The sequence below is a fragment of the Actinomyces sp. Z5 genome, assembly GCF_003287795.1.
GTDB classification, from domain to species: Bacteria; Actinomycetota; Actinomycetes; order Actinomycetales; family Actinomycetaceae; genus Actinomyces; species Actinomyces glycerinitolerans.
The window spans coordinates 15,451-39,853 of sequence record NZ_QMIN01000020.1 but is presented as its reverse complement, the minus strand read 5'-3'; the positions used below and the strand labels follow the sequence as shown (position 1 = coordinate 39,853).

Here is a 24,403-nt window from a genome sequence, read left to right as displayed (position 1 = left end):
CGTTCTGCTGAAGGCCTCGGAGGTATACAGCAGACGGTTAACTGGCGTTGTTAACCCCGAACCGGCGTAGTAGACGGCCGGTGCCCGCCGCGGCGGGGTCGCCCAGGCACCCCTGCTGCCGCCGCCGTCCGCCGCGCACCCCGCACGCCGCCCCGTCCCATGAGACGCTTTACGGCCCCGCCGCGCACCCCGGCTATCGTGGAGCCATGCGCGTGTACAACTTCTCCGCAGGCCCCGCACAACTGCCCCTGCCCGTGCTCGAGCAGGCCGCCGCCGAACTCACCGACTGGCAGGGCTCCGGCATGAGCGTGCTGGAGGTCTCCCACCGCGGGAAGGACTTCGTCGCCTGCGCCGCCGACGCCGAGGCCGCCTTCCGCCGCGTCGCCGGCGTCCCGGACAATTACCGCATCCTCTTCCTCGCCGGCGGCGCCACCGGCCAGTTCTCCGCCATCCCTATGAACCTGGCCGCCCGCGGTGCCACCGCCGCCTACCTCAACACCGGCCAGTGGTCCAAGAAGGCCATCAAGGAGGCCGGCCGTCAGGGCGTGGACGTGCGTGTCGTCGCCGACGAGTCCGCCTCCGCCTACACCACCACCCCCGAACCCGACTCCTTCACCGTCCCCGCCGACGCCGCCTACCTGCACTACACGCCCAACGAGACCATCGGCGGCGTCGAGTTCCCCTACATCCCCGACGCCGGCGACGTCCCACTCGTGGCCGACTTCTCCTCCACCTACCTCTCCCGCCCCATCGACGTCGAGCGCTTCGGCGTCATCTACGGCGGCGCCCAGAAGAACCTCGGACCCGCCGGCCTGGCGATCGTCGTTGTGCGTGAGGACCTTCTCGGCCGCGCCCGCGAGGACGTGCCCGCCATCTGGGACTGGAAGGTCATGGCGGAGGCCGACTCCATGCTCAACACCCCGCCCACCTTCTCCATCTACCTGCTCGGGCTGATCCTGCACTGGATCGAGTCCACCGGTGGCCTGGAGGCCATGGGCGAGCGCAACCGCGCCAAGGCGGAGCGCCTGTACGCCGCCATCGATGCCTCGGACTTCTACAACAACCCCGTTCAGGCGCGCTCCCGCTCCTGGATGAACATCCCCTTCACCCTGGCCGACCCCGCCCTCGACGCCGACTTCCTCGCCGGCGCCGACGCCGCCGGCCTGACCAACCTCAAGGGTCACCGCAGCGTCGGCGGCATGCGCGCCTCCATCTACAACGCCATGCCCGCCGACGGCGTCACCGCCCTGATCGACTACATGACCGAGTTCGAGCGCACCCGCGCCTGACGGTCCGCCCGGAAGCCCAGTAGCACCGCAGGAGAAGCCACAGCCATGACGAAGCAGTTCCGCATCCAGACCCTCAACGCCATCTCCGGCGCCGGCCTGTCCCGCTTCCCGGACGACCGCTACGACGTCGGCGGCAACGTCACCGAGCCCCACGCGCTGCTGGTGCGCTCGGCCAAGCTGCACGACGTCCCGATTCCGGACTCGGTGCTGGCGATCGCCCGCGCCGGCGCCGGTACCAACAACATCCCCGTCGACGCCATGACCCAGCGCGGCATCCCGGTGTTCAACACCCCCGGCGCCAACGCCAACGCCGTCAAGGAGTTGGTGCTGGCGGGCCTGTTCATCGCCTCCCGTAACCTCATCCCCGCCGCCCGCTTCGCCCACGAGCTCACCGGCGACGACGCCGAGATCGCTCGCGCCGTCGAGGCCGGCAAGAAGCAGTTCGTCGGCTTCGAGCTGCCCGGCCGCACCCTGGGCGTGATCGGTCTGGGCGCGATCGGCGTGCAGGTGGCCAACGCCGCGCTCGGGCTGGGCCTGAACGTGGTGGGCTTCGACCCCGGCATCAGCGTGGAGCACGCCTGGCACCTGAGTGCCGAGGTGGAGCGCGCCGAATCCATGGAGGAGGTGTTCCGCCGCGCCGACATCCTCACCGTGCACGTGCCGCTGATCGAGTCCACCCGCGGCCTGGTCTCCACCCAGCGCATCGCGTTGATGAAGGAGACGGCGGTGCTGCTGAACTTCGCGCGCGCCGAGATCGTGGACGAGGCCGCCGTCGTCGCCGCCCTGGACGAGGGCACCCTGGGCGGCTACGTGTGCGACTTCCCCTCCACCGCCGTGCACAAGCACCCCAAGTGCATCTCGCTGCCCCACCTGGGCGCCTCCACCAAGGAGGCCGAGCGCAACTGCGCGGTGATGGCCGTGGACGAGCTGCGCGGCTTCCTCGAGGACGGCCAGGTCCACAACGCGGTCAACTTCCCCGAGGCGGTGCTGCCGCGCGAGCCCGGCACCCGCCGCCTGGTGATCGTCAACCAGAACGTGCCCAACATGGTCGGCCAGGTCTCCACCCTGGTGGCCGAGCGGGGCCAGAACATCGCCAACCTGCTCAACCGCTCCCGCGGCGACCTCGCCGTCACGCTCGTCGACGTCGAGGGCGAGCTCGGCGAGGACGTGCTCGAGCAGCTGCGTGCCATCGACGGCGTCCTGTCGGCCCGCGCCCTCGAGCCCGCCGCCTGACATCGCCGCCGGTAACGGTGCCCCCGCTGGACTCGAGCGGGGGCACCTGCGTAGCTACTTCACGACCCGAACGGGAAAAGTGTCCATACGCCCACACTTACACGATCCCCTCAGCCTGGTACCGGTGGATATCGGCTCGGACCCGGGCAATCTGCCGAGGTGTCGACGTGGTGGGTGGATGGGGGCGCTGAAAGTGGCGAGCGATGGACACTTCGACCATCGGCACTCACCGGTGGGCTCTTGCTATGTAAGGGGCTTCCCTTCCGCGCCCAACTGATCTACTATCTAGTAACTACTAGATAAGCGGCGAGGGCGCCGCACAGGAGGGCACAATGACGCAGCACCCGGACCGGCTCATCTTCGGAGCCGCCTACTACGACGAGTACACCCCCGCCGCCGCGGGCCCCGACCGGCTTGAGCGCGACATGCAGATGATGGTGGACGCCGGCTTCACCACCATCCGCATCGCCGAGTTCACCTGGGGCACCTGGAACCCCGCCCCCGGCGTCTTCGACTTCACCCACATCGACCGTGCCCTCGACGCCGCTGCCGCGCACGGCCTGGACGTCATCATCGGCACCCCCACCGCCGCCATCCCCACCTGGCTGGCCTCCCGCCACCCCGAGGTCCTCGGCGTCACCGCCGCCGGCCCCAACAAGTACGGGCCGCGGCAGAACATGAACATCCTCGCCCCCGCCTACCGCCACTACGCCGAGGCCGCCATCCGCGCCCTGGTCGAGCACACGGCGCCGCGCGCGCACGTCGTCGGCTTCCAGCTGGACAACGAGACCAAGTACTACGACGCCGCCAACACCGACATCCAGCGCGCCTTCGTCGACCACCTCAAGTCCCGCTTCGGTGACGGGCAGGAGGGCCTCAACGCCCTGAACTCGGCGTTCGGCCTGAACTACTGGTCCAACCGGGTGGGCGCCTGGGAGGACTTCCCCGACGTCACCGGCACCATCAACGGCTCCCTTGCCGCCGCCTTCGACGCCTTCCGCCGCCGCCTGGTCACCGACTTCCTCGCCTGGCAGCGCGCCATCGTCGACGAGTACCGGCGCGAGGACCAGTTCGTCACCCAGAACTTCGACTACGAGTGGCGCGGCTACTCCTTCGGCGTCCAGCCCGCCGTCGACCACTTCCAGGCCGCCGACGCCGTCACCCTGGCCGGCGTGGACATCTACCACCCCGGCGAGGACCACCTCACCGGCCGCGAGATCGGCTTCGGCGGCGACATCTCCCGCTCCCTGAAGGACGGCGACCCCTACCTGGTCATCGAGACGCAGGCGCAGGGGCAGATGGGCTGGCTGCCCTACCCCGGCCAGCTGCGCCTGCAGGCCTACTCTCACCTGGCCTCCGGCGCCTGCGGCGTCATGTACTGGCACTGGGGCTCCCTGCACAACTCCTTCGAGACCTACTGGAAGGGCCTGCTCAGCCAGGACTACACGCCCAACCCCACGTACCGGGAGGCCACCACGATCGGCCGCGAACTGGCCACCCACGCCGACTCGCTCACCGGCCTGCGCAAGCACAACCGGATCGCCATCATGATCTCCAACGAGGCCTACACCGCCCTGGAGTGGTTCAGCCTCGAGGCCGGCTTCCCGCGCCAGTACGCCGGCGGCGGCGCCAACTACAACGACGTCTTCCGCTGGGTCTACGACGCCCTGTTCGACCTCAACCTGGAGGCCGACATCGTTCCCGCCGACGCCCCCGTCGAGCGCCTGGGCCGCTACGCCGTGCTGATCGCCCCCGCCCTGTACGTCACCCCGCAGGCCACCACCGACGCCCTGCGCGCCTACGTGGTCGGCGGCGGCCACCTAGTCACCACCTTCCGCACCGGCGTCGCCGACGAGAACGTGCAGGTCTTCACCGACCGCCAGCCCCACGGCCTGTCCGCCCTGCTCGGCCTGGGCACCGACCAGTTCACCCGCCCCGACGGCGTCGCCCTGCGCCCGGTGGGCGCGCTCGCCGCGGCCCTGGGCGACGACGGCATTGCAGCCGACCCGGCAGTGGCGGCAGAACTGGCCGCCTCCACCTTCATGGAGCTGCTCACCCCCGTCGACGCCGCCGCTCGTGAGGGCGACGCCGAGGTGGAGGTGCTCGCCGAGTACGACCACCACGCCTGGTCCGGACCGGCGGTGGCCACCCGCGCCGTCGGCGCCGGCTCGATCACCCACCTGGCCACCATGACCGCCCCGGCGCTGACCCGCGCGGTGCTGCGGCTGGTGGCCGAGCGGGCGGGCGTGACCGACTGGGCCCAGGACCTGGCCGGCACCGTCACCGTGCGCCGCGGCACCAACGGCCGCGGCCGGGAGCTGAGCTACTTCCTGAACTACTCCCACGACGCCGTCGAGATCGCCCTGCCGGTGAGCGGGGACGACGTGCTCGGGACCGCCGCCGCCCCGGGCGCCCGCCTGGAGGCCGGCACCACCGTCACCCTTCCCGCCTGGGGCGTCCTCGCCGTTGAGGCCTGAGCAGACCGTCGACGTCGGCGAACCGCCGCCAACCAACCGCAACGAAGCACAAAACCCGCACCATTAGGAGAACCCATGACCGACACCAGCCCAGCCAGCACGCCAGCCGCCAAAGCCGCCGGCTTCCAGTTCTACGCCACCACCGAGGCCGACCCCTGGTTCACCCCGGAAACCCCCGTCACCATCGAGCCCATGCAGACCTTCCCGGGCGCCTTCCTGCGCTTGGACGCACCCGCCCAGGAGATCGACGGCTTCGGCGTCTGCTTCAACGAACTCGGCTGGGTGGCGCTGTCCCGCCTGTCCGAGGCCGAGCGCACCGAGGTGCTGCGGCAGATCTTCGCTCCCGGCGTCGGCACCAACCTGTCCACCTGTCGCATGCCGGTGGGCGCCAACGACTTCGCCACCGACTGGTACTCCTACGACGAGGTCGACGGCGACTTCGCCCTGGAGCACTTCAGCGTCGAGCACGACGACGCCACCCTGGTGCCCTACATTCAGGCCGCCAAGGCCCAGCGGCCCGACCTGACCCTGTGGGCCTCCCCGTGGGGCCCGCCGTCGTGGTTCAAGCGCAACAAGCACTACGCCTGCGCCGCCCCCAACCCCATGAGCGAGCAGACCAACTTCGACAACGGCCTGTCCCCGGACAACCAGATCGAGGAGGGCACCGACGGGCTGATCCTGAGTGAGGAGGTGCTGGACGCCTACGCGCGCTACTTCGGCAAGTTCATCGACGCCTACGCCGAGCGCGGCATCGACATCTCCATGGTCATGCCGCAGAACGAGTTCAACTCCGCGCAGATCTACCCGGCCTGCACCTGGACGCCGGAGGGCCTGATCGCCTTCCTGAAGCACCTGATCCCGCAGATGGAGCGGCGCGGCGTGAAGGTCTTCTTTGGCACCATGGAGCGCCCGGACGACACGATGGTGGAGAAGGTGCTGGCCGACCCGGAGGTGGGCCCGCACATCGCCGGCGTCGGCTTCCAGTGGGACGGCAAGCGGGCCGTGCCCTTCGTCCACCACAACCACCCGGAGCTGAAGATCTACCAGTCCGAGCAGGAGTGCGGCGACGGCAAGAACGACTGGCGCTATGCCCGCTACGCCTGGACCATGATGCGCCACTACTTCAACAACGGCGCCTCCGTCTACGACTACTGGAACCTGGCCCTGGACGAGGGCGGGGTCTCCCGCTGGGGGTGGAGCCAGAACTCCCTGGTGACCGTGGACCCCGAAACTGGCAGGAGCCGCTTCACCTACGAGTACTACGTGCTGCGGCACCTGTCCGGCTTCGTGCAGCCGGGCGCCCGGTTCGTGCCGGCGCTGTCCTACACGGGGTATGAGAACCTGCTGGCCTTCCACAACCCGGACGGCTCGGTGGTGGTGGCCGCACAGAACGACATGACCACCCCGCAGGAGTTCGTGGTGGGCGTGGGCAGCAAGAATGTGTCCTTCACCGCCCCCGCCGACTCCCTGGTGACCGTGGTGGTGCCCGCCGAGCACGTGGAGGTGGCCCCCAAGCCGCTGGCCTGAGCGGCGCGCGGAGCGCAGGCGAAGTAAGGAAGGCGGCGTCGGGAGCGGTCGGCGGTAGCGGCGGGCGGGAGCGGCAGGCCAGGGCTTGTCAGCCGCAGCCCTCGTGCCTCGGGCCGCTCCCGCCAGCCCCGGCCACGCCTGCGGCCCGCTGCTCCCGCCCCGCCGTCGTCGGCCTGCTGCCTTTCCCGCGCATGCTCGTGCGCATTCCACGACCTTGGTGACACTGCACGACCTTGGTGACACTGCACGACCTTGGGGTACGTTCCACGACCACCCCGGGGTCGTGGAACGTACCCCAAGGTCGTGATTTGCATGAGCGTCAGCGGTAGTCGTCCCAGACCGGGGAGGGGAACAGCACCGCCTCCCAGCGCGCCCACTCCTCGGCCAGGGAGATGGGCGGGCGGCGGAAGAAGCGGATCTGTGCGCCGTCCATCGCCTCGATCGCCATCTCCACCAGCGGCCGCATCGACTCCCAGCCGCCCGCCGCCATGACCTCGGGGGGCAGCCGCCACGTGAAGGAGGAGTAGTAGTCCCACACCTGGTCGGGGCGGTCGATGAAGCGTTCGTAGGCGGGATGACGTGGGTCGGTCGCCTCCACGCCCAGCGTCATGTACAGCTCCATCAGTTCCGGGCGGGCCTCATTGAAGGCCACCAGGTAGCGGAAGTAGGCCGGCAGGCTGATGCCCTCGGGGTGGGTGGCGGCCGGGTCGCCGGAGTCGATGAAGTCCTGCGGGGTGCCCTGGCGGTCGTAGCGATCGTTCAGCAGCAGCTCCAGCAGGCCGTCCTTGGTGCCGATGTAGTGCAGCAGCCCGGCCTGGGTGATACCGACGGCGTCCGCCACCTCCTGCAGCGACAGCCCGTTGAATCCGTGCTTGGCCACCAGCTCGGTGGCGACATCAACGATCTGCTCGCGCCGCTGGGCGGCGGTCATGCGGTGGCGTTTGGGGGAGGACGGCGACATGCGCCGATCCTATGGCCCGGGCTCGTTAACTGCCCGAGTCCGGGACAAACGCGCCCGCAGCGGCGACGGCGCGATTACGGATCGTTGAGATCGCGCGGTTGTACGAGTGGCTGCGAGGCGGTCGGCCGCCGTTTGTCCCGGATGGCGACAATGAGGCGCGCCCGGCCGGGGCATGGTGCCTCGGCCGGGCGCGTGGGCACATCCGTTCAGCGCACCTTGCGGATCGCCAGGATAGAGAAGCAGCCGACGACGGCGCAGACGATCGAGATTGGGAACACCAGGGAGTAGCTCCCGGTGCGGGTGACCACGAAGGAAGTGATGATAGGGCCGCACATCTGACCGAAGGTGGTGGACATGTTCAGGATGCCCAGGTCCTTGCCGGCCGTCTCGGGGTCGGGCAGCACATCCACGTTCAGCGCCTGGTCTACGGAGCCGTAGACCGCGTAGCCGAATCCGGCGATGGCGGCGAACAGGTACATACCCGTTGTCGTCGGCATGATCCAGGGCATTGCGACTCCCAGGGCGAAGCACAGGGAGGCCATCACCACCGGCACCTTGCGGCGGTGCAACAGGTCGGACAGTGGGCCGCCGATGAAGCCGCCGGCGAGGCTGACCACCAGGATGATGGTGTTGGTAAGCGCGACGGTGGAGGCCACCTGCCCGGCGGACAGATCCAGATAGTCCTGAATGATGTAGAGCTGGTAGGCGTTGATCATCTGGTAGGAGATGAGCATCGTGAAGCGGCCGAAGAACGCCTTGTAGAAGTCGCTGGCGCCGTGGGTGGGGGGAATGAACGAGCGGGCGAGATCAGCCAGGGACTGGCCCGCCGGAGGCAGGTCGGCGGAGGAGCGTTCGCGCGGCCACAGCGCCACGGCAACGATGCCGGAGATACCCATGAGGATGCCGCCGACCACGAAGCCCGAGGTTGCGGCAGAGCCTCCGGTGATGAAGGAGGCGCCGATGATTGCGCCGAGCGGGTAGCCCATCGCCGCGCCCACGCCCCAGAAGGTGGACATGGTGCCGCGAATGGACTCGGGTACGCGGTCGGACAGCACGGCGATCGCCGGGGCGAGCATCATGTTCAGGCCGACCATGCACAGGCAGTAGTCGAGCGTGAGCAGCTTGGTGTTGCCGATGACGCCAACGGCGAAGAGCGTGACTCCGCCGATAATTCCTCCCCAGACGACCCAGGGGGTGCGGCGCCCAAGACGTGAGCGAGTGCGATCGGAGAAGTTGCCGAAGATCAGGTTGGAGACCAGCGAGACGATGGCGGTGATTGCGTTGATGGTGCCGAGAAGCGCATCGGGGTTGGCAACTCCCAAGTCCTTCAGGCGTTGAGGTAGGAGCACCGAGGCGATGATGCTCAGGCCGACTGCCCAAAGTACGGATATCAGGAGAAAACCTGCGCCGAAGCGCACCATGGCGCCTCGGTCGAGCGGTAGGCCGGTGTCGGGTGCGAGGTTGGAGGGAGCCGAGGCGTCTTCCTCGGCGGGGGACGCGGGCTGCTGTGCCATGTGCGTGGACCCTTTCATTGAACGGCGATGTTCACCAACGGCAGTTACTTACTACTTAGTAAGTACGTCGGGAAGACTAATCCCGTTCGCGGTTGTTGTCAAGGGTTGCCAAAGCGTTTGCTAGCTCGATTCAGGCCTTCGTGCGTCGCACCCACACTTGCCGAGGCGATTGCGGTATCAGCGCTTCGCACCGACGTCGGCCCGGGTGACCCGCGCGGCCGAAGCCCCCCGCGGCCGCGGCTCCCCGAGTGGACTCACGCCGTCGTACCGCGCCCTCCCGGCCGGATCTCACAGCGGACGCTGACCGCTGTCGGTGCGCCCATGCGGAAAGCTATGCCCATGCGCCTGACCGACGACCTCAAGGACCTCGCCTCCGTCCCGGCCTTCCGGAGCCTGCTGGGCGTCCGCCTGGTGTCCCAGACCGGCGACGGTATGGTGCAGGCGGGCCTGGCCACCCTGTTCTTCTTCCAGCCGCAGAACATGACCACCGCCTCCGGCGTGGCCGCGGCCCTGGTGGTCATGCTGCTGCCCTTCAGCGTCGTCGGCCCCTTCACCGGGCCGTTCATCGACCGCTGGCGCCGTCGGCAGACCCTCCTGTACGGCAACCTGGCGCGCGCCGGCGTCATCGCGCTGACCACGCTCGCGCTGCGCGCCACCGGCATCGGCCCGGCCGTGTACGTGCTCGTCCTGGTGGCGCTGGGCATCAACCGCTTCCTGCTGTCCGTGCTGTCCGCCGGGCTGCCGCAGATCATCGACCACCGACGCCTGCTGACCGCCAACTCGATCGTGCCCACCCTGGGCGGTGCCGCCACCGCGATCGGCGCCGTCATCGGCTTCGTGCTGCGCCTGGCGCTGCCGGCCGGGACCGCCCAGGACACCGCCAGCCTGCTGACCGCCATGGTGCTGTATGTGCTGGCCGCCGGGGTGGTCACCCGGCTCGGTGCCAACCAGCTCGGCCCGGACAAGCCCGCCGACGACGGCCTGGGCGCCGCGCTCGCGGCCACCGCCGGTGACCTGGCAAACGCGGTGCGCTACCTGGTGCGCCGGGGCACGCCCGGCCTGGCGCTGACCACCATGGCGTCGCACCGCTTCGTGTACGGCATGCAGGTGATCACCATGATCCTGACCGCCCGCAACCTGCTCGCCGCCCCCGAGGACGCCGACACGGGCCTCGCCATCTTCGCCACCCTGATGGGTGCCATGGTCGCCGGCCACGGCCTGGCGGTGGTGCTCACCCCGCTGGCCCACGAGCGCGTGGCTCCGTCGACCTGGATCGTCATGTGCCTGCTCGGCGGATCGGTTGGCCAGTTGATCCTCGTGGGCACGTACCAGCAGGCGCTCATGACCGCGGGGATCTTCATCTTCGGCGTGGGCGTGCAGGGCGCCAAGATCGCCGTCGACACCATCGTCCAGGCCGACACCGCCGACGCCTACCGCGGCCGCGCCTTCTCCATCTATGACGTGCTGTTCAACACCGCCGAGTGCGTGGCGGCCGGAGTGGCCGTGCTGGTCATGCCCGACGTCGGCTGGTCGCGCCCGGTGCAGGTGGCGCTGGTGGGCTTCGTGTGGTGCGTAGCCCTCACCTACCGGGCGTGTGTGCGCGCTCTGCACGACCAACCGCGGGAGGTCAGCGGGCTGCCCGGGCTGGGCTGAGGCATCACCGGACTCGGGTCGACGCGGAAGGAACTCCGTGCGCCGATGCAAACGCTAGGCAAACATCTTCTGGACAGGAGCGCCGACAACATACAAGGCCGGGTTATGTGTGGCAAACATGTTTGATTCCCTAAGGGCGTGCTTGACGAGTTGGGGACTTGGTTCACGCAAGCGCTTGCGTAAATCGACCGGTTCAACATATGCTCACCGTGTTGCGCGGGTCACCGCTGATGCTGCGCGCATCGTCGGTATCTACCGGCTCATCTACCCCATCCACCTCGATTCTCAACCCACCACCGCAGCTGGGCTCGGGCCGTCCCACGGCCAGGTGTAGTCACGCCGTCGTTCCCACTGAGGCCACCAGAAAGGGATCGGCACATGCGATCTGTAAACCGTCGGCTTCGCCGAGCAGTGACATTCGCCTCCGCACTCGTTCTAGCCACCACGGGTGTGGCCGCCTGCTCCTCCGGGGGCGGGCAATCCGCAGAAGGGGATGTGGACTGCGCCAAGTACGAGCAGTGGGGCGACCTGTCAGGGGAGACGATCAACATCTACTCCCCCTACGTCGGCGCCGATCAGGAGCGCCTGGAGAACTCCTGGGCGGGTTTCTCCCAGTGCACCGGGGCGGAGATCGTCTACGAGGGCTCCACCGACTTCGAGTCGCAGATCCAGGTGCGCATCCAAGGAGGCAACGCTCCGGACATCGCCTTCATCCCCCAGCCGGCACTACTGAACACCCTCGCCCAGCAGGATGTGCTCATTCCCGCATCCGACGCGGTGGCCGCCAGTGTCGAGGCCGGTTGGTCGGAGTCCTTCTCCGACTACGCCACGGTCGACGGTATCCTGTATGGCTCGCCCTTGACCACCGGAGTCAAGTCCTACGTGTGGTACTCGGTACCTCTGTTCGAGGCGGGTGGCTACGAGGCTCCCACCACCTGGCAGGAGCTGCTCGATCTGACCGCCCAGATTCAGGCCGACACGGGGCAGCGGGTTTGGTGCGACGGCTTCGAGTCCGGGGCCGCCACGGGATGGCCAGGAACGGACTGGCTGGAGGACCTGGTGCTGCGCACCGCCGGTGAGGACGTATACGACCAGTGGATCGCCCATGAGATCCCCTTCGACGACCCGCAGATCGTCGCGGCGTTGGATGAGGTCGGGAAGATCCTCAAGAATGCCGACTACGTCAACGCCGGCTTCGGGGACGTGACCTCGATCGCGTCCACGAACCAGATCGACGCCCTGACCGCGGTCACGGACGGGGAGTCCTGCTACATGTCCCACCGCACCGCCTCGGCCACCTTCGACGAGGACGTCACCGTCGCTCCGGACGGCGACGTCTGGGGCTTCTACCTGCCGGGAACCAGCGCCGATGCCCCCAAGCAGCTCGTAGGCGGAGGAGAGTTCACCGTCGCCTTCACCGAGTCCGACGCCGTGGAGTCCGTGCGCCAGTACCTGGCCTCGGACACCTGGGCCAATGACATCGTCACCCAGGGAATGGTCTCGGCCAACACCGGAGTGGACGCCTCCAACGCCCCGACACCCCAGCTGGAGAACGCCATCGAACTACTCCAGTCCGACGGTGCCGTCTTCCGCTTCGACGCCTCCGACCTGATGCCCACCGCCGTGGGCGGGGGCACCTTCTGGAAGGGAATGACCGACTGGGTGCTCGGTTCCACCACGGCGCAGGTGCTCTCCGACATCGAGTCCGGCTGGAACGACTGAACTCGCCCGGGGGCGGCGCCGGCGTGTGCCGCCCCCGGTACCCGGGAACCGGAGGACAGGAGAACAACCATGTTGGCAGGATGGCAGGACAAGCTCCTGCAAGTCGGTTTGGCGCTGGCCGCCATCGCGATCGTCGTCGCCCTGGTGGTGTTCGTGATCGCGCTGTTGGAGCGATGGCGCGCCAAGGAGCGGAGGATTGCTCTGGTCTTTGCGGGACCCGCGCTGCTACTGCTGGCGGTGGGACTCGTCTATCCCATGGGTGGGACGGCCCTGATGTCCCTGTACGACGGTACGCAGACGCAATTCGTCGGCCTGGACAACTACAAGTGGATCTTCACGGACCCGGCCGCCGTGCGCTCGCTGCTGAACACCCTGATCTGGCTGGTGGTGGTCCCCGTGGCCTCAACCGGCTTCGGCTTCCTATACGCCCTGCTCATAGACGGCAGCCGCTTCGAACGCTTCACCAAGACCCTCATGTTCATGCCGATGGCGATCTCATTCGTGGGGGCCTCCATCATCTGGAAGTTCGTCTACGCCTACCGGGATATCTCCCGACCCCAGATCGGCCTGCTCAACCAGCTCCTCGTCTGGCTCGGCCAAGAACCGCGGCAGTTCCTCATCGACTCCCCCTGGAACACGCTGTTCCTGATCGTGGTGATGATCTGGACGCAGACCGGCTACGCCATGGTGCTGCTGTCCGCCGCCATCAAGGCCATGCCGGTGGACGTCGTCGAGGCCGCCCGCCTGGACGGTGCCGGTGGCCTGCGCATGCTGACCAATATCACCATTCCTCTGGTGCGGCCGACCCTGGTGGTCGTGTTCACCACCATCGCCATCGGATCGTTGAAGGTGTTCGACATCGTACGCACCATGACCGGCGGCCAGTACGACACCCAGGTAATCGCCAACACCATGTATGACCAGTCCTTCCGCTACGGACAACCCGGGATCGGATCCGCCATCGCCGTGCTCCTACTGGTGATGGTGGCGCCGGTCATCGCCTTCAACGTCCATCAGCTCCGCCGCAACCGGGAGGTACGAGGTTGAGCACCGCCGCCCCCGCCACGCCGTCGATATGGGCCCGCACCCATACGGCACTGACCTCCAAGGCCGCCTCCGGGCTGTCGCTGCTGATAGCCCTGCTGTGGACCGTGCCGACCTTCGGCCTGTTCATCTCCTCCTTCAGGGACAAGTCCGACCTCAACAACTCCGGCTGGTGGACCTTCCTAGCCAAGCCGAGCTTCACGCTGGACAACTACACGGACGTCCTATTCGGAGGATCGGCCTCCAACCAGCTGAGCAACTACTTCTTCAACTCCCTCCTGATCACCCTGATCGGTGCATTCGCGCCGATGCTGCTCGCGCTCATGGCCGCCTACGCCTTCTCGATGATTGACTGGCGCGGACGCGATCTGGTGTTCACGATCGTCTTCGCCCTCCAGATCGTCCCCATCCAGATGACACTCGTTCCCCTGATGCGCATATTCGTGGGGTCCGGGGTATCCAAGACCCTGCCATTCGTGGCGGTGTGGATCGCCCACACGATTTACGCCCTGCCCCTGGCCGTATTCCTGCTGCACAACTACATGGCGGACATTCCGCGGGAAATCGTGGAAGCCGCCAAGGTGGACGGCGCCGGACACATTACGATCTTCACCCGGATCGTCCTGCCTCTGCTCACCCCGGCTATGGCCTCCTTCTTCATCTTCCAGTTCCTATGGGTGTGGAACGATCTGCTGGTGTCGCTCACTTACGCCGGCGGTACCGCGAAGACCGCCCCGCTGACGGTGCGTCTGGCCGACCTGTCGGGAACCTACGGGGACGATTGGAACCTGCTGACGGCGGGAGCATTCGTCTCCATCATCGTGCCCGTGACCGTGTTCCTACTGCTGCAGAAATACTTCGTACGCGGCATGATGGCGGGGTCAGTGAAGAGTTGACCGCCGCCCCGGGCTGCCGCGTGGCTCGTGGCAACTCCAAGGAGCCTCGCCAGGCTCAGCAGGGAAGCGTGGGATGTAAGGAGACCGATGGCCACGATCGCCGACGTCGCCCGGGTCGCCAAGGTGTCGGTTTCTACGGCGTCGCGGGCGCTGCGCGACAGTTCACAGATCTCGGAGGCGACGCGCCTTCGGGTGAAAGAGGCCGCACGCGAGCTCGACTACGTGGTCAACACCTCAGCTCGGCGCCTGGCCAGTGGGCGCACCGATGCCGTCGGCCTGCTTGTGCCCTACGTGACAGGATGGTTCTTCGGTCAGGCGATCACCGGTGCGGAGCAGGTGCTGCGAGCGGCCGGGTGTGATGTCCTGCTGTACAACCTGGTAGACATCGATGGACGCCGGAGCTTCTTTGACCGCATGCCCCTGCGCAACGTGGTGGGAGGGGCGCTGATCTTCTCCCTCGCGTTGAGCCAGGAGGAGATCCGCCAATTCACGCGCTACCGCATTGCTTTGACCACCTTGGGCGAGGCGACGGCGGAAGTCAGCTCCGTCATGATCGACGATCGCGCCGCCGCCGCCGCGGCGGTGCGTCACCTGCTCAACCTGGGCCATCGGCGTATCGGCCTGATCAGTGGGGAACTCGACCATCCTATGGGTTTCAAGTCCTCTCGCCTACGTCACCAGGGATACCGAGACGCACTGGCACAGGCTGGCATCGCTTCCGATCCCGCACTAGTCGTCGAGGCCGACTACACCGTTCAGGGCGGATGCCTCGCCGTGGCGCGGCTGATGAGCTTGGCTGAACCGCCTACTGCCATATTCGTGATGAGCGACGAAATGGCGATCGGGGCCATACACACGGCACGGTCCATGGGTATCCGGGTTCCGGAGGATCTATCGGTGGTGGGTTTTGACGACTACAAGATGTCGGAGCTGTTCGGACTGACGACCGTTCGGCAGCCCGTGCTGGCGGAGGGACGTAGTGGTGCCGAACTGCTGTTGTCTGCGCTTGGACAAGGGATGGACACACCGGTGCACAAAGTGCTGCCGACCGAGCTCGTCGTACGTGCCACCACGATGAGACTTGAGCCTCGCCCCTAGTCGGTGCCGTGATTCACGGCTCAAGGGTGGCCTTCGCGTGACCTTTGCGCGACAATTTGAGGGTGAAACGCGTCCTCGTGACCGGTGGCGGCGGGTACCTCGGGTCGAATCTGCTGCCGCGGCTCGCGGCGGCGGACTGGAAGGTGCGGGCCATGGGCCCGTACCCGCCGGGTCCTGACGCCGCCCCGCCCGTGGACGTTGAATGGGTGACTGGTTCCGTCCTGGATGAGACGTCCCTGGCCGAAGCGATGGCGGACTGCGACGCCGTGGTCCACCTGGCCGCGCGAATCACCCTGTGGCGACGCGACCCCGCGGCCTGGCGACTGAATACCCGTGGTCCGGCGCTGGTGGCGGCCGAGGCCCGGCGCCGTGGCATCCGCATGGTGCACTGCTCCTCAATCCATGCCCTGGATTGCTCCGCTGACGGAACTATCACCGAGGCGACGCCATTGGCGGGTGTGGAGCGCCCGCTTTACGATCGCTCCAAGGCCGTGGGGCAGCGGGCGGTGTTGGCGGAGGTGGCCAAGGGCCTGGATGCGGTGATCTGTCTGCCCACCGGAATCATCGGCCCGATCGACCGCGGTTCGCGTGTGAACGGGCTCATTCTCGCCGCCGCGCGGGGTCGTAAGGTGACGGTAGCGGGCGGCTTCGACTGGGTGGATGTGCGAGACGTTGCCGCGGGCATCACGGTGGCACTCGACTGGGGCAGGGCGGGGCGCTCCTACCTATTGAGCGGCGCACGTGCGCAGATCTCCACCCTGATGTCACTCGGCGCGATCCTGGCCGGACGGCCGCCACTGCGCCTGGCATTCCCTTTGGAATGGGTGCGGCCGTTGGCGCCCTTAGGGGAAGTGGTGGGTAGTCGGCTCGGCACAGACGTCTTCACGCCGGCCGCGCTCGGTGCCCTGGCCGACAGTCCGACGGTCTCCAATCGGCGGGCCCGCGAGGAACTCGGCTTCCTGCCACGGCCCCTGGCGATGACCGTGCGGGACCTACTGGTCTCCGCGGAGATCGACGTGTCCGCTGGGGTGGGCGTCGGCGGGCGCTGAGAGCCCGGCAGTCGGCCCGTTGCACGCAAAGAATCCGAGCGCGGAACGCGAAACCGCATGATGGCGCGGAAAACGGAAATGAGCTGGGTGCGCTTAAGGTGCTCCGGTGTGCAACGAGGGGCTCATTGCACACCGGAGCGGGAACACGTATTTCGGCCCAGGAAGCAGATCGTTGTAATTCCGCGGATAAGTCAGGGTGGGCGGTGCCGGGGTCTGCGCTATTGCGTGCAACTCACTGCGAGGTGCCGATGTTGAAGATCCAGCGGATGCCGAAGGGGTCCACGAGCACGCCGTTGAGGTCACCCCAGGGTGTCTCCAACAGCGGCTCGATGATCTGCGCGCCCCGGGCCAGGCCCTTCCAACAGTCGGTCAGACGCTCGCGCTCCTCTCCGTTCAGACATAGGGCGACGGCGGAGCCGACTGCCACCGGTTTCTCGGACAGCGGCCGGTCGGTTGCGCGCAGCACGAAGCCGTCCGGTGTGCGCAGCACGCCGTAGAGCACGTCCTGCTCGTGGCCCGGATCGGCGGGAACCTCCCAGGCGGCGAAGGTCTCAATGTCAAGCTCTCCGCCCAGGGCATCACGGTAGTAGGTGAGTGCCTGGCGAGCCTGCCCGGCGAAGCTGATGTAGGCGCTGAGGTCGGCTTTCATGCGTATCTCCTTGTGTGGCTTGTCGACGATTCCGGTGGCGGCACGAACCACGGCGGCCCTCGCCACCGGTTAGGCTCAAGCTTGGGGAAGAAAACCGGACGTCTTCTGTCATGGATGGGGAGAACAGATGCGGGCGGATCGGCTGCTGCGCATGATCTGGATGCTGAGCGGACGCTCCGCACCGACGCCGGCGACGGAGCTCGCTGATCGGCTCGATGTCAGCGTTCGTACCGTGCTGCGCGACGTCGAGGCCCTTTCCACCGCGGGTGTCCCGGTCTACACGCAGCAGGGGCGCGGTGGCGGCGTGAGCCTGCTGCCACACTGGCGCCCGGACCTGCTGGGACTAGAAGAGGAGGAAGCCCGGGCCCTGACCGCCGCTGCTTCGCTTGCCGGAGCCGCGGCCCTCGGCGTAGAGGACTCTCTGCGCCGGGCACTCGACAAGGCGGCAGCGTCCGCAGCCACACGAGGAGCACCCGAGAAGTCGGGGGTCGCGGTTCGTCTGGGGACCCGAGTGGTCATAGATCCTGAGGGGTGGCTGCCCGGCATCGGTGGGCGGTCGTGGCTGAAGGAGGCTCTGGCGGCTGTCGAGGGCGGATGTAGCGTTCGCTTCCGCTACACGCCGGGTCAGTCGGGCGCGACTCGGGAGGTGGCCAGCCCGGCCCTGGGCCTGTTGTGCGCGGGCTCCGACTGGTACCTGGTGGGACGCGCGGAGCACGGGACTCGTTTCTTCCGACTGGACCGCATTGACGAGTTGGAGACGTGCGAGGCCGACGGCGCGGGGTCGGCCTCGACGTCGGCGACCATGGAAGGTGGGTCCGGCAACCCGACCGGCCCCGGGAAGGTCGCGGCCGATGGACCCGTAGACACGCGGTTTGATCTGCTGGCCGAGTGGCATACCGCCCGCGAACGCTTCCGCTCTCGGTTCCACTCGCTGCCCGCGGTGTTGGAGGTGCGGCCAGATGCTCTCGGCCGGCTGCGCAGCCTGGTGCGAGTGGAGGCGATCGATGCCTGCGGGGAGCAGCCCGACATTGCCCTCGTCGATGGTGAGACTCCCGTGTCCTCGGCAGACAACTGCCCACCCTTGCGGGTGCGAGTGGTCTTTGCCGACGTCTCCCACGCCCTGGAGGTACTGCCGCGGCTGGCCGGGCAGGCGCGCGTACTTGAGCCACTCGAGCTGCGGGCGAGCATGCGCGAGCTGGCCCGACGGCTGGTCGTGGATTACCGGGATCAAGGCGCCTATTCGTAAGTCCCGACTCCGGGTGTTCCACGACCACCCCGGGTCGGGGGTTGTGCAGTGTACCCAAGGTCGTGAAATGGGCATCAGTGGTCACCGGTCGTTTCATGGCACACGACGGCGACGTCGCCTGGGGCGAGAGTGGTCGGCTCGGTGGCGTGTAGCTCCCTCCCGGTGAGCAGGTCGTTGCCCACCAGGGCGAGCCTGTGGGCAACGGCGTCGTGGTTGAGCAGCACGGTGTAGGCGCGGCCCGAGCCGTCTGTCGCATGGCGGGTCACCGCCTCCAAGTTGCGCGGGCGGCCGCCGTCGAGCGTCGCGGGCTTGTCTATCGGCAGGTCCAGCAGCGGATCCAGGACCGTCGCCAGAGCCCGCGGCTGGAGCACTACGGACACGTAGACAGCGGTTCCGCGACCGTAGTCGTGAACCGTGATCGCCGGCCCGGGGGTGGGTCCGTCGACCGCGTTCCAGACGCCACGCGCGCCCGCCAGGCGCAGGTGCTCGGACCAGACTGTGGCCGTGACCGCCCCGGCGTCTTGCGGTACTCCCGCCGCGGGGGTCGGTGCCAGCGTTACTTCGCACCCCTCTGGGATGGGACGCACCTCCTCGACTGTCAGGCCAAGCACGTCACGCAGCGGGCCGGGAGCGCCGCCCTCGTGCACGCACTCCTCGTCGTCGACGACGGCGAAGAACGGCAGGGCGGCGAACCGCCCTCCCCGGTGGACGAAGGCGGCGACATTGGCGGCCGCCGCGTCAGAGATCAGGTAGGAGGCGGGCGCGAGTACGACGTCGTAGCGGCCGAGATCTGCCTCCGGGTGGACGAAGTCGACGGTGGTGCCGCGGTCCCAGAGCCATTCGTACACGCGGCGCATCTGTTCGCGGTGTCGCATGAGTACGGACGGGCGCCAGGCCAGGTCCTGCGCCCAGAAGGAGTTCCAGTCCCACAGCAGTGCCACCCGGGCGCGAACCTCGGTGCCGCGCAACTCGTCGAGCCCGGTCAGTTCCCCGCCCAGCGCACACACCTCGCGGAAGACGCGGGTGTCGGTGCCCGCGTGCGGGACCATGGCCGAGTGGAACTTCTCCGCGCCGCGGCGGGACTGCCGCCACTGGAAGGCGAGGACGCCGTCGGCGCCGCGGGCGATATGCGCCAGGGCGTTACGCCGCTCCTCACCGGGCATCTTCGCCCGGTTGTGCGGCTGCCAACTGACTGCGGAGACCGCATGCTCCATGAGTATCCAGGGCCGGTTGCCCGCGAGCGAACGAGTCAGATCCGATTCCATGGCCAGCCAAATCTGGGACTCTGGGCTGTCGGCCTCCAGGTAGTAGTCGGTGGACACGACGTCCATATCCTGTGCCCACCGCCAGTAGTCGTTGGCGGGGCAGTTGGTCGCCATCAGGTTGGTGGTCACGGGTGTGCGGGGAAAGTGCTTGCGGATGATGTCCCGCTCCGCGGTGAAGCGCGCCAGCAGCGAGTCCGAGGTGAAGCGGGCGAAGTCGAGCTCGCAGGTGGGGTTCAGGGCGGTGCCGGAGTGGCGTGGAGTCGTCACCTCCGACCAGTCGCCGTAGAGCTGTCCCCAGAAGGCGGTGCCCCACGCACGGTTGAGCTCATCCAGGCACCCGTAGCGATGCTTGAGCCAGTCCCGGAAGGCGGCCTGTGACGTCTCGCAGTGGCAGTCTCCGCCGGGGGCACCGTATTCGTTGTGGACGTGCCACATAGTGACGTGGGGGTTGCCGGCCACGTGGGCGGCGACGGCGTCGGTGATGCGTGCAGCGGCCGCGGCGTACGCCGGCGAGTGCGGGCAGCAAATGCCCCGCGACCCCCCGTTGCGGTAGGTGCCGTCGGCCTCCACCAGGCGCGCCTCGGGATGGGCGCGGTAGAACCAGGACGGCGGCGCGGCGGTGGGTGTGGCCAGGTCGACGTCGATACCGGCCTCAACAAGCAGGCCGAGGACCTCGTCGAACCAGTCGAAGCAGAACTGTCCGGGTGCGGGTTCGAGCAGGGCCCAGGACCAGATGCCCAGGCTCACGGTGTTCACCCCCGCCTGCCGCATAAGCGCGACGTCTTCCCGCCAGATGGAGGGGTCCCACTGCTCGGGGTTGTAGTCCGCTCCGTACAGCACCTTGGAGCCGGGGACGGTGGCGGTCGGGCGCGACGGATCCGAGGCTGGAAGCGCGGGTGTTGCGGTCATTGCGAACTCCACTTCTGGGCAGGATGTGGTTGAAATCGGGTGCGATGGATCGCAACCGACTAGGAACGATCACAGTATAGATGGTTGCAGCAGAGTCGATTTATGTGGTGTCGATCCGCAGCTTGACAGAAAAGCCGTGGAGATGGAGACTGTGATCGTGCACAGGTGGTGCCGCAACGTCTGCAGCACCGGGACGCACTCTGATGGGAAGGAAGACAATGTTGCTCCGCAGAGAGTTTCTGGCATTGGGGACGAGTACGGCGATCGCGGCGGCTCTGGCTGCGTGCAGTTCCTCTGACTCCGCCGGGCAGGCGTCCACTGCCGGCGGCCAAGAGATCGACACCGAAACCGAGATCACGCTCAAGGTGTGGGAATCACTCCTCGGCCCGGACGAGTTCATCAAGCAGGCCGGCGAGAAGTTCACCGAGAAGTACCCGAACATCACGGTGGAGTTCGTCAACGTGGAGATCGGCGACGCCGCCACGCAGATCCCGCTCGACGGCCCCGCCGGCAACGGCCCGGACGTCTTCGCGGCACCGCACGACACCCTCGGTGACCTGGTCACCGGCGGGCACGTCCTGGCGGTATCCGACGTCGACACGCTCAAGACCAACGTCGTGGAGTCGGCCATCACCGCCGACACCTGGACCGACGAAACCGTGTACGGGTACCCGGTCGCCGCGGAGACCTACGCGCTGTTCTACAACAAGGACCTGGTCGACAACGTCCCGACGACGCTCGACGAGCTGGTGTCCTTCACCCAGGACTTCAACGCCGTCAACGACGGCAAGTACGGCTTCGTCATGGACGTCGGCAACTTCTACTACACCTTCCCGTTCATGACGCAGGACGGCAACCGCCTGTTCGGGGAGGACGGACTGGACGAGACCAGCCCCAACCTCAACACGGACGCCGCCGTCAAGGGCTTCACCGCATTCCAGGGACTGCGGGACATCCTCCCGATCGCTGCCGCCGATCTGGCCACCGATACGGTTGACGGGCTGTTCTCCTCCGGGAACGCCGCCATCCATGTATCGGGCCCCTGGAACGTCAAGAACTTCACGGAGAAGGGCATCAACTTCGGTGTGGCCCCGATGTTCGCCCTCGACGGCGAGTCCGACCCCGCCACCACCTTCTCCGGCATCCGCACCATGTTCGTCTCGGCCTACACCGAGCACCCGGCCGAGGCCGCCGCCTTCGCCGAATTCCTCACCACCCCGGAGATGCAGCAACTGCGCGCCGACATCACCGGCATGATGGGCGTATCCACCTCGGAGCTCACCTACGACGACGAGTCCAACGAGGGCTTCGCCGCACAGATGGAGCACACCTTCGCCATGCCCAAGATCGCCCGCATGTCCAAGGTCTGGGACTCGCTGAACGCCGCCTCCGCGAACATCTGGAACGGCGCCGACGTCGCTACCGAGCTCGACTCCGCCCAGCAGGCCGTGCTCGCTGACTGATGCCCCCGGGCCACGGCCAGTCAGCGGCCCTCTGCTCCCCGGAGCGGGGGGCCGGGTTGCGCGCCACCCGCATCCGCCCACCAAACCCACCCCATGACCCCGAAGGGGCGCTACCGATGACAACCGCCGAAGCCGTTACCCAGACACCACGCCGTGCACCGGCCGTCGACCCGACCCGCGTCCGGCTGCTCAGCATGCTGTTCATGGGGCTGGCGCACCTGACTGTGCTGCGGCAGCGTCCCAAGGGGCTCATGTTCGCCGCCGTCGAGGTGCTGTTCCTGTGCACGCTGCCCATTACGGTGGGCAAGCTGACCGACCTGGTGACCTTGGGCAGCCCGGCGCCGCAGCTCGCCGTTAAGGACCGACCGAACTCGCTGTTCATGCTCATCGACGGCATCACGGTCCTGGCGGTGGTGGCGATATTCATCGCGCTGTACCGCATGTCGGTGGTATCCGCCCGCCGCACTGCCCGCGACATCAACCTCAACGGGTTCGAGCCCGTCGGCGAACGGCGGCGCAATCCCTTCACCGAGCTCACGAACCGCGCCTTCCCCGTCATGGGCCTGGCCCCGACCTTCGTGCTGATCGTCTTCTTCGTGGTCGTGCCACTCGTCTTCTCGGCCCTGGTCGCCTTCACCAACTACTCCTTGCCGTCCCACATTCCTCCGGCGGCGACGATCGACTGGGTGGGGCTGGAGAACTTTCGGCGCCTGTTCGGCGGCAATGCCATCTGGACCGGGGCGCTCGCCCGCGTGTTCATCTGGACGATCGTGTGGGCGCTGTTGGCCACGACCACCTGCTACGTCGGCGGGATGATCATGGCGGTGGTGCTGCAGAACTCTAACCTGCGCATCACGCCGCTATTTCGGGCGATCTTCATCCTCCCGTACGCAATCCCCGGTGTCGTCTCGCTGCTGGTGTGGCGCAACCTACTCAACGGCGCCTTCGGCACTGTCAATCGCACCCTGGAGGCGCTCCACATCATCTCGGACCCGATCCCGTGGCTGAGTGATCCGTGGCTGGCCAAGTTCGTCGTCGTACTCATAAACCTGTGGTGCGGATTCCCGTACTTCATGCTGCTGGTGACGGGTACGATGACCTCGATCTCCCCCGACATCATCGAGGCGGCCCGCATCGACGGTGCCAGCTCCTGGCAGATCTTCCGCCGCATTCAAGCGCCGATCATCCTGTATCAGACGATGCCGCTAATCATCATGAGCTTCGCCGCGAACATCAACAACTTCGGCGCGATCTTCTTCCTCACCGGAGGCGACCCCTCGGTGAGCGACTCGGTCACCACCGGCGCTGGCGGCACCGACATCATGGTGTCCTGGATCTACAAGCTCACCGTCAACCTGCAGCAATATCAGAACGCCTCGGTACTCGCGATCATGATCTTCATGATCATCGCGCCCTTCGCGATCTACAACTTCCGCCAGACGCGGTCCTACAAGGAAGGTGAGCTGTGATGGCTCAGATGAATCTGCCCGCTCCCGTGGGGGCGCCCGCCGCAGGCGGAGACGGGGTTCAGGGCGTCGGGGCGGATCGGCGTCCGCGGCTCGTGCGCCGAATCAACACGATCGTCCTCGTCGTCTTCCTCACCCTCGTCGCAGTCGTCGTGCTCTGGCCCGTGATCCATATGGTCGCGGCGGCCTTCACCCCGGGGCAGTCGATCTCCAACATGCCGATCGTCCCCTTCACCGAGGGGCTGACCACCGAGCACTTCGCCTACATCTTCACCTCGACGCAGTACCCGCGCTGGTTCCTCAACACCCTGATCATCGCGCTGCTGACCACCGCTGGCACGCTGGTCTTCGCCTCCATGGGAGCGTACGTGTTCAGCCGCTTCACCTTCACGTTCAAGCGCCCCTTCCTCATGAGCCTGCTGGTGCTGAACGTGTTCCCGTCCTTCGTGGGCATGGTGGCTATCTACGTGGTGCTCCTGCGCATCGGCGCCCTGGACACCCTGTGGGGGCTGGTGCTCGTCTATCTGGCCGGCAACCTGCCCTACACCACATGGATGGTGAAGTCCTACATGGACAACATCCCCAAGTCCCTGGACGAGGCCGCACGCCTCGACGGCGCCTCCAACTTCCGCGTCTACTGGAACATCATCCTGCCGGTCGCCCGCCCGATCCTGGTCTTCCTGGCCATCACGAGCTTCACCCAGCCCTGGATGGACTTCATCTTCCCCAAGATGGTGCTCCGCTCCTCCCAGAACCAGACCATCGCGCTGGGGCTCATGTCATTCGTTTCGGACAAGAACAACTTCTTCACGAACTTCGCGGCCGGCGCCCTCCTGGTGGCGATCCCCTTCGTCATCTTCTTCGTCTTCACCCAGAAGATGCTCGTATCGTCTCTCGCCGGCGCCGCCGTCAAGGAGTAGCCTCCAGCGGAGGAAGGGAGCC

The 24,403-nt window shown here is 67.3% G+C and carries 18 protein-coding genes; 14 read left to right on the top strand and 4 right to left on the bottom strand.

What is annotated here, in order from left to right:
• Positions 1–206 precede the first annotated feature (206 nt).
• From serC to DRB06_RS02260, 4 genes are all read left to right on the top strand, one after another.
• The gene (gene serC / locus DRB06_RS02275; RefSeq protein WP_111819043.1) at positions 207–1,289 is read left to right on the top strand and encodes a 3-phosphoserine/phosphohydroxythreonine transaminase; all 1,083 of its coding nucleotides are present in this window, start codon (positions 207–209) and stop codon (positions 1,287–1,289) included.
• 45 nt (positions 1,290–1,334) lie between these two features.
• Positions 1,335–2,522 (top strand): phosphoglycerate dehydrogenase, encoded by a 1,188-nt coding sequence (locus DRB06_RS02270; protein ID WP_111819042.1) that lies wholly within the window; start codon positions 1,335–1,337, stop codon positions 2,520–2,522.
• Positions 2,523–2,854: 332 nt separating this feature from the next.
• The gene (locus DRB06_RS02265; RefSeq protein WP_111819041.1) at positions 2,855–4,999 is read left to right on the top strand and encodes a beta-galactosidase; all 2,145 of its coding nucleotides are present in this window, start codon (positions 2,855–2,857) and stop codon (positions 4,997–4,999) included.
• A 75-nt stretch (positions 5,000–5,074) separates the two neighbouring features.
• Positions 5,075–6,526, top strand: coding sequence for a glycoside hydrolase family 30 beta sandwich domain-containing protein (locus DRB06_RS02260; protein WP_111819040.1), 1,452 nt, complete (start codon positions 5,075–5,077; stop codon positions 6,524–6,526).
• A gap of 319 nt (positions 6,527–6,845) precedes the next feature.
• On the opposite strand, the gene DRB06_RS02255 is transcribed toward DRB06_RS02260, so the two are convergent.
• On the bottom strand, positions 6,846–7,487 hold the full coding sequence (locus tag DRB06_RS02255; RefSeq protein WP_108969305.1) for a TetR/AcrR family transcriptional regulator: 642 nt from the start codon (positions 7,485–7,487) through the stop codon (positions 6,846–6,848).
• Between the two features lie 206 nt (positions 7,488–7,693).
• Positions 7,694–9,001, bottom strand: coding sequence for an MFS transporter (locus DRB06_RS02250; RefSeq protein WP_111819039.1), 1,308 nt, complete (start codon positions 8,999–9,001; stop codon positions 7,694–7,696).
• A 339-nt stretch (positions 9,002–9,340) separates the two neighbouring features.
• Here DRB06_RS02250 and DRB06_RS02245 point away from each other — a divergent pair, with 339 nt between their 5' ends.
• The 6 genes from DRB06_RS02245 (at position 9,341) to DRB06_RS02220 (ending at position 16,463) form a co-directional block, all read left to right on the top strand.
• The gene (locus DRB06_RS02245) at positions 9,341–10,654 is read left to right on the top strand and encodes an MFS transporter (protein ID WP_111819046.1); all 1,314 of its coding nucleotides are present in this window, start codon (positions 9,341–9,343) and stop codon (positions 10,652–10,654) included.
• 378 nt (positions 10,655–11,032) lie between these two features.
• Positions 11,033–12,376: an ABC transporter substrate-binding protein gene (locus DRB06_RS02240; RefSeq protein ID WP_111819038.1), complete on the top strand. Its 1,344-nt coding sequence runs from the start codon at positions 11,033–11,035 to the stop codon at positions 12,374–12,376.
• Between the two features lie 69 nt (positions 12,377–12,445).
• The gene (locus DRB06_RS02235; protein WP_111819037.1) at positions 12,446–13,423 is read left to right on the top strand and encodes a carbohydrate ABC transporter permease; all 978 of its coding nucleotides are present in this window, start codon (positions 12,446–12,448) and stop codon (positions 13,421–13,423) included.
• Positions 13,420–14,316 carry a carbohydrate ABC transporter permease gene (locus tag DRB06_RS02230; protein WP_108969293.1) on the top strand — a complete coding sequence of 299 codons (897 nt, stop codon included), beginning with the start codon at positions 13,420–13,422 and terminating at the stop codon, positions 14,314–14,316. Before DRB06_RS02235 ends, DRB06_RS02230 begins: the two co-directional genes overlap by 4 nt.
• A gap of 87 nt (positions 14,317–14,403) precedes the next feature.
• Complete coding sequence (locus DRB06_RS02225; RefSeq protein ID WP_108969291.1) at positions 14,404–15,414, top strand: LacI family DNA-binding transcriptional regulator; 1,011 nt, start codon at positions 14,404–14,406, stop codon at positions 15,412–15,414.
• 62 nt (positions 15,415–15,476) lie between these two features.
• Entirely contained in the window at positions 15,477–16,463 is a 987-nt protein-coding gene (locus DRB06_RS02220) for an NAD-dependent epimerase/dehydratase family protein (protein WP_073333360.1), read from the top strand.
• A gap of 232 nt (positions 16,464–16,695) precedes the next feature.
• Here the strand turns inward: DRB06_RS02220 and DRB06_RS02215 are convergent, their stop codons facing one another.
• On the bottom strand, positions 16,696–17,112 hold the full coding sequence (locus DRB06_RS02215; protein WP_111819036.1) for a VOC family protein: 417 nt from the start codon (positions 17,110–17,112) through the stop codon (positions 16,696–16,698).
• A 127-nt stretch (positions 17,113–17,239) separates the two neighbouring features.
• Here DRB06_RS02215 and DRB06_RS02210 point away from each other — a divergent pair, with 127 nt between their 5' ends.
• Positions 17,240–18,358 carry a YafY family protein gene (locus DRB06_RS02210; protein ID WP_111819035.1) on the top strand — a complete coding sequence of 373 codons (1,119 nt, stop codon included), beginning with the start codon at positions 17,240–17,242 and terminating at the stop codon, positions 18,356–18,358.
• A 74-nt stretch (positions 18,359–18,432) separates the two neighbouring features.
• Here the strand turns inward: DRB06_RS02210 and DRB06_RS02205 are convergent, their stop codons facing one another.
• Entirely contained in the window at positions 18,433–20,532 is a 2,100-nt protein-coding gene (locus DRB06_RS02205) for a beta-galactosidase (protein WP_111819034.1), read from the bottom strand.
• A 218-nt stretch (positions 20,533–20,750) separates the two neighbouring features.
• On the opposite strand from DRB06_RS02205, the gene DRB06_RS02200 reads away from it, so the two are divergent.
• The 3 genes from DRB06_RS02200 to DRB06_RS02190 all read left to right on the top strand — a co-directional run bounded on the left by DRB06_RS02200 (position 20,751) and on the right by DRB06_RS02190 (position 24,381).
• Positions 20,751–21,995, top strand: coding sequence for a maltose ABC transporter substrate-binding protein (locus DRB06_RS02200; protein ID WP_111819033.1), 1,245 nt, complete (start codon positions 20,751–20,753; stop codon positions 21,993–21,995).
• A gap of 116 nt (positions 21,996–22,111) precedes the next feature.
• Complete coding sequence (locus tag DRB06_RS02195; RefSeq protein WP_111819032.1) at positions 22,112–23,464, top strand: carbohydrate ABC transporter permease; 1,353 nt, start codon at positions 22,112–22,114, stop codon at positions 23,462–23,464.
• On the top strand, positions 23,464–24,381 hold the full coding sequence (locus DRB06_RS02190) for a sugar ABC transporter permease (protein ID WP_220092957.1): 918 nt from the start codon (positions 23,464–23,466) through the stop codon (positions 24,379–24,381). Before DRB06_RS02195 ends, DRB06_RS02190 begins: the two co-directional genes overlap by 1 nt.
• The last annotated feature ends 22 nt before the right edge of the window (positions 24,382–24,403 follow it).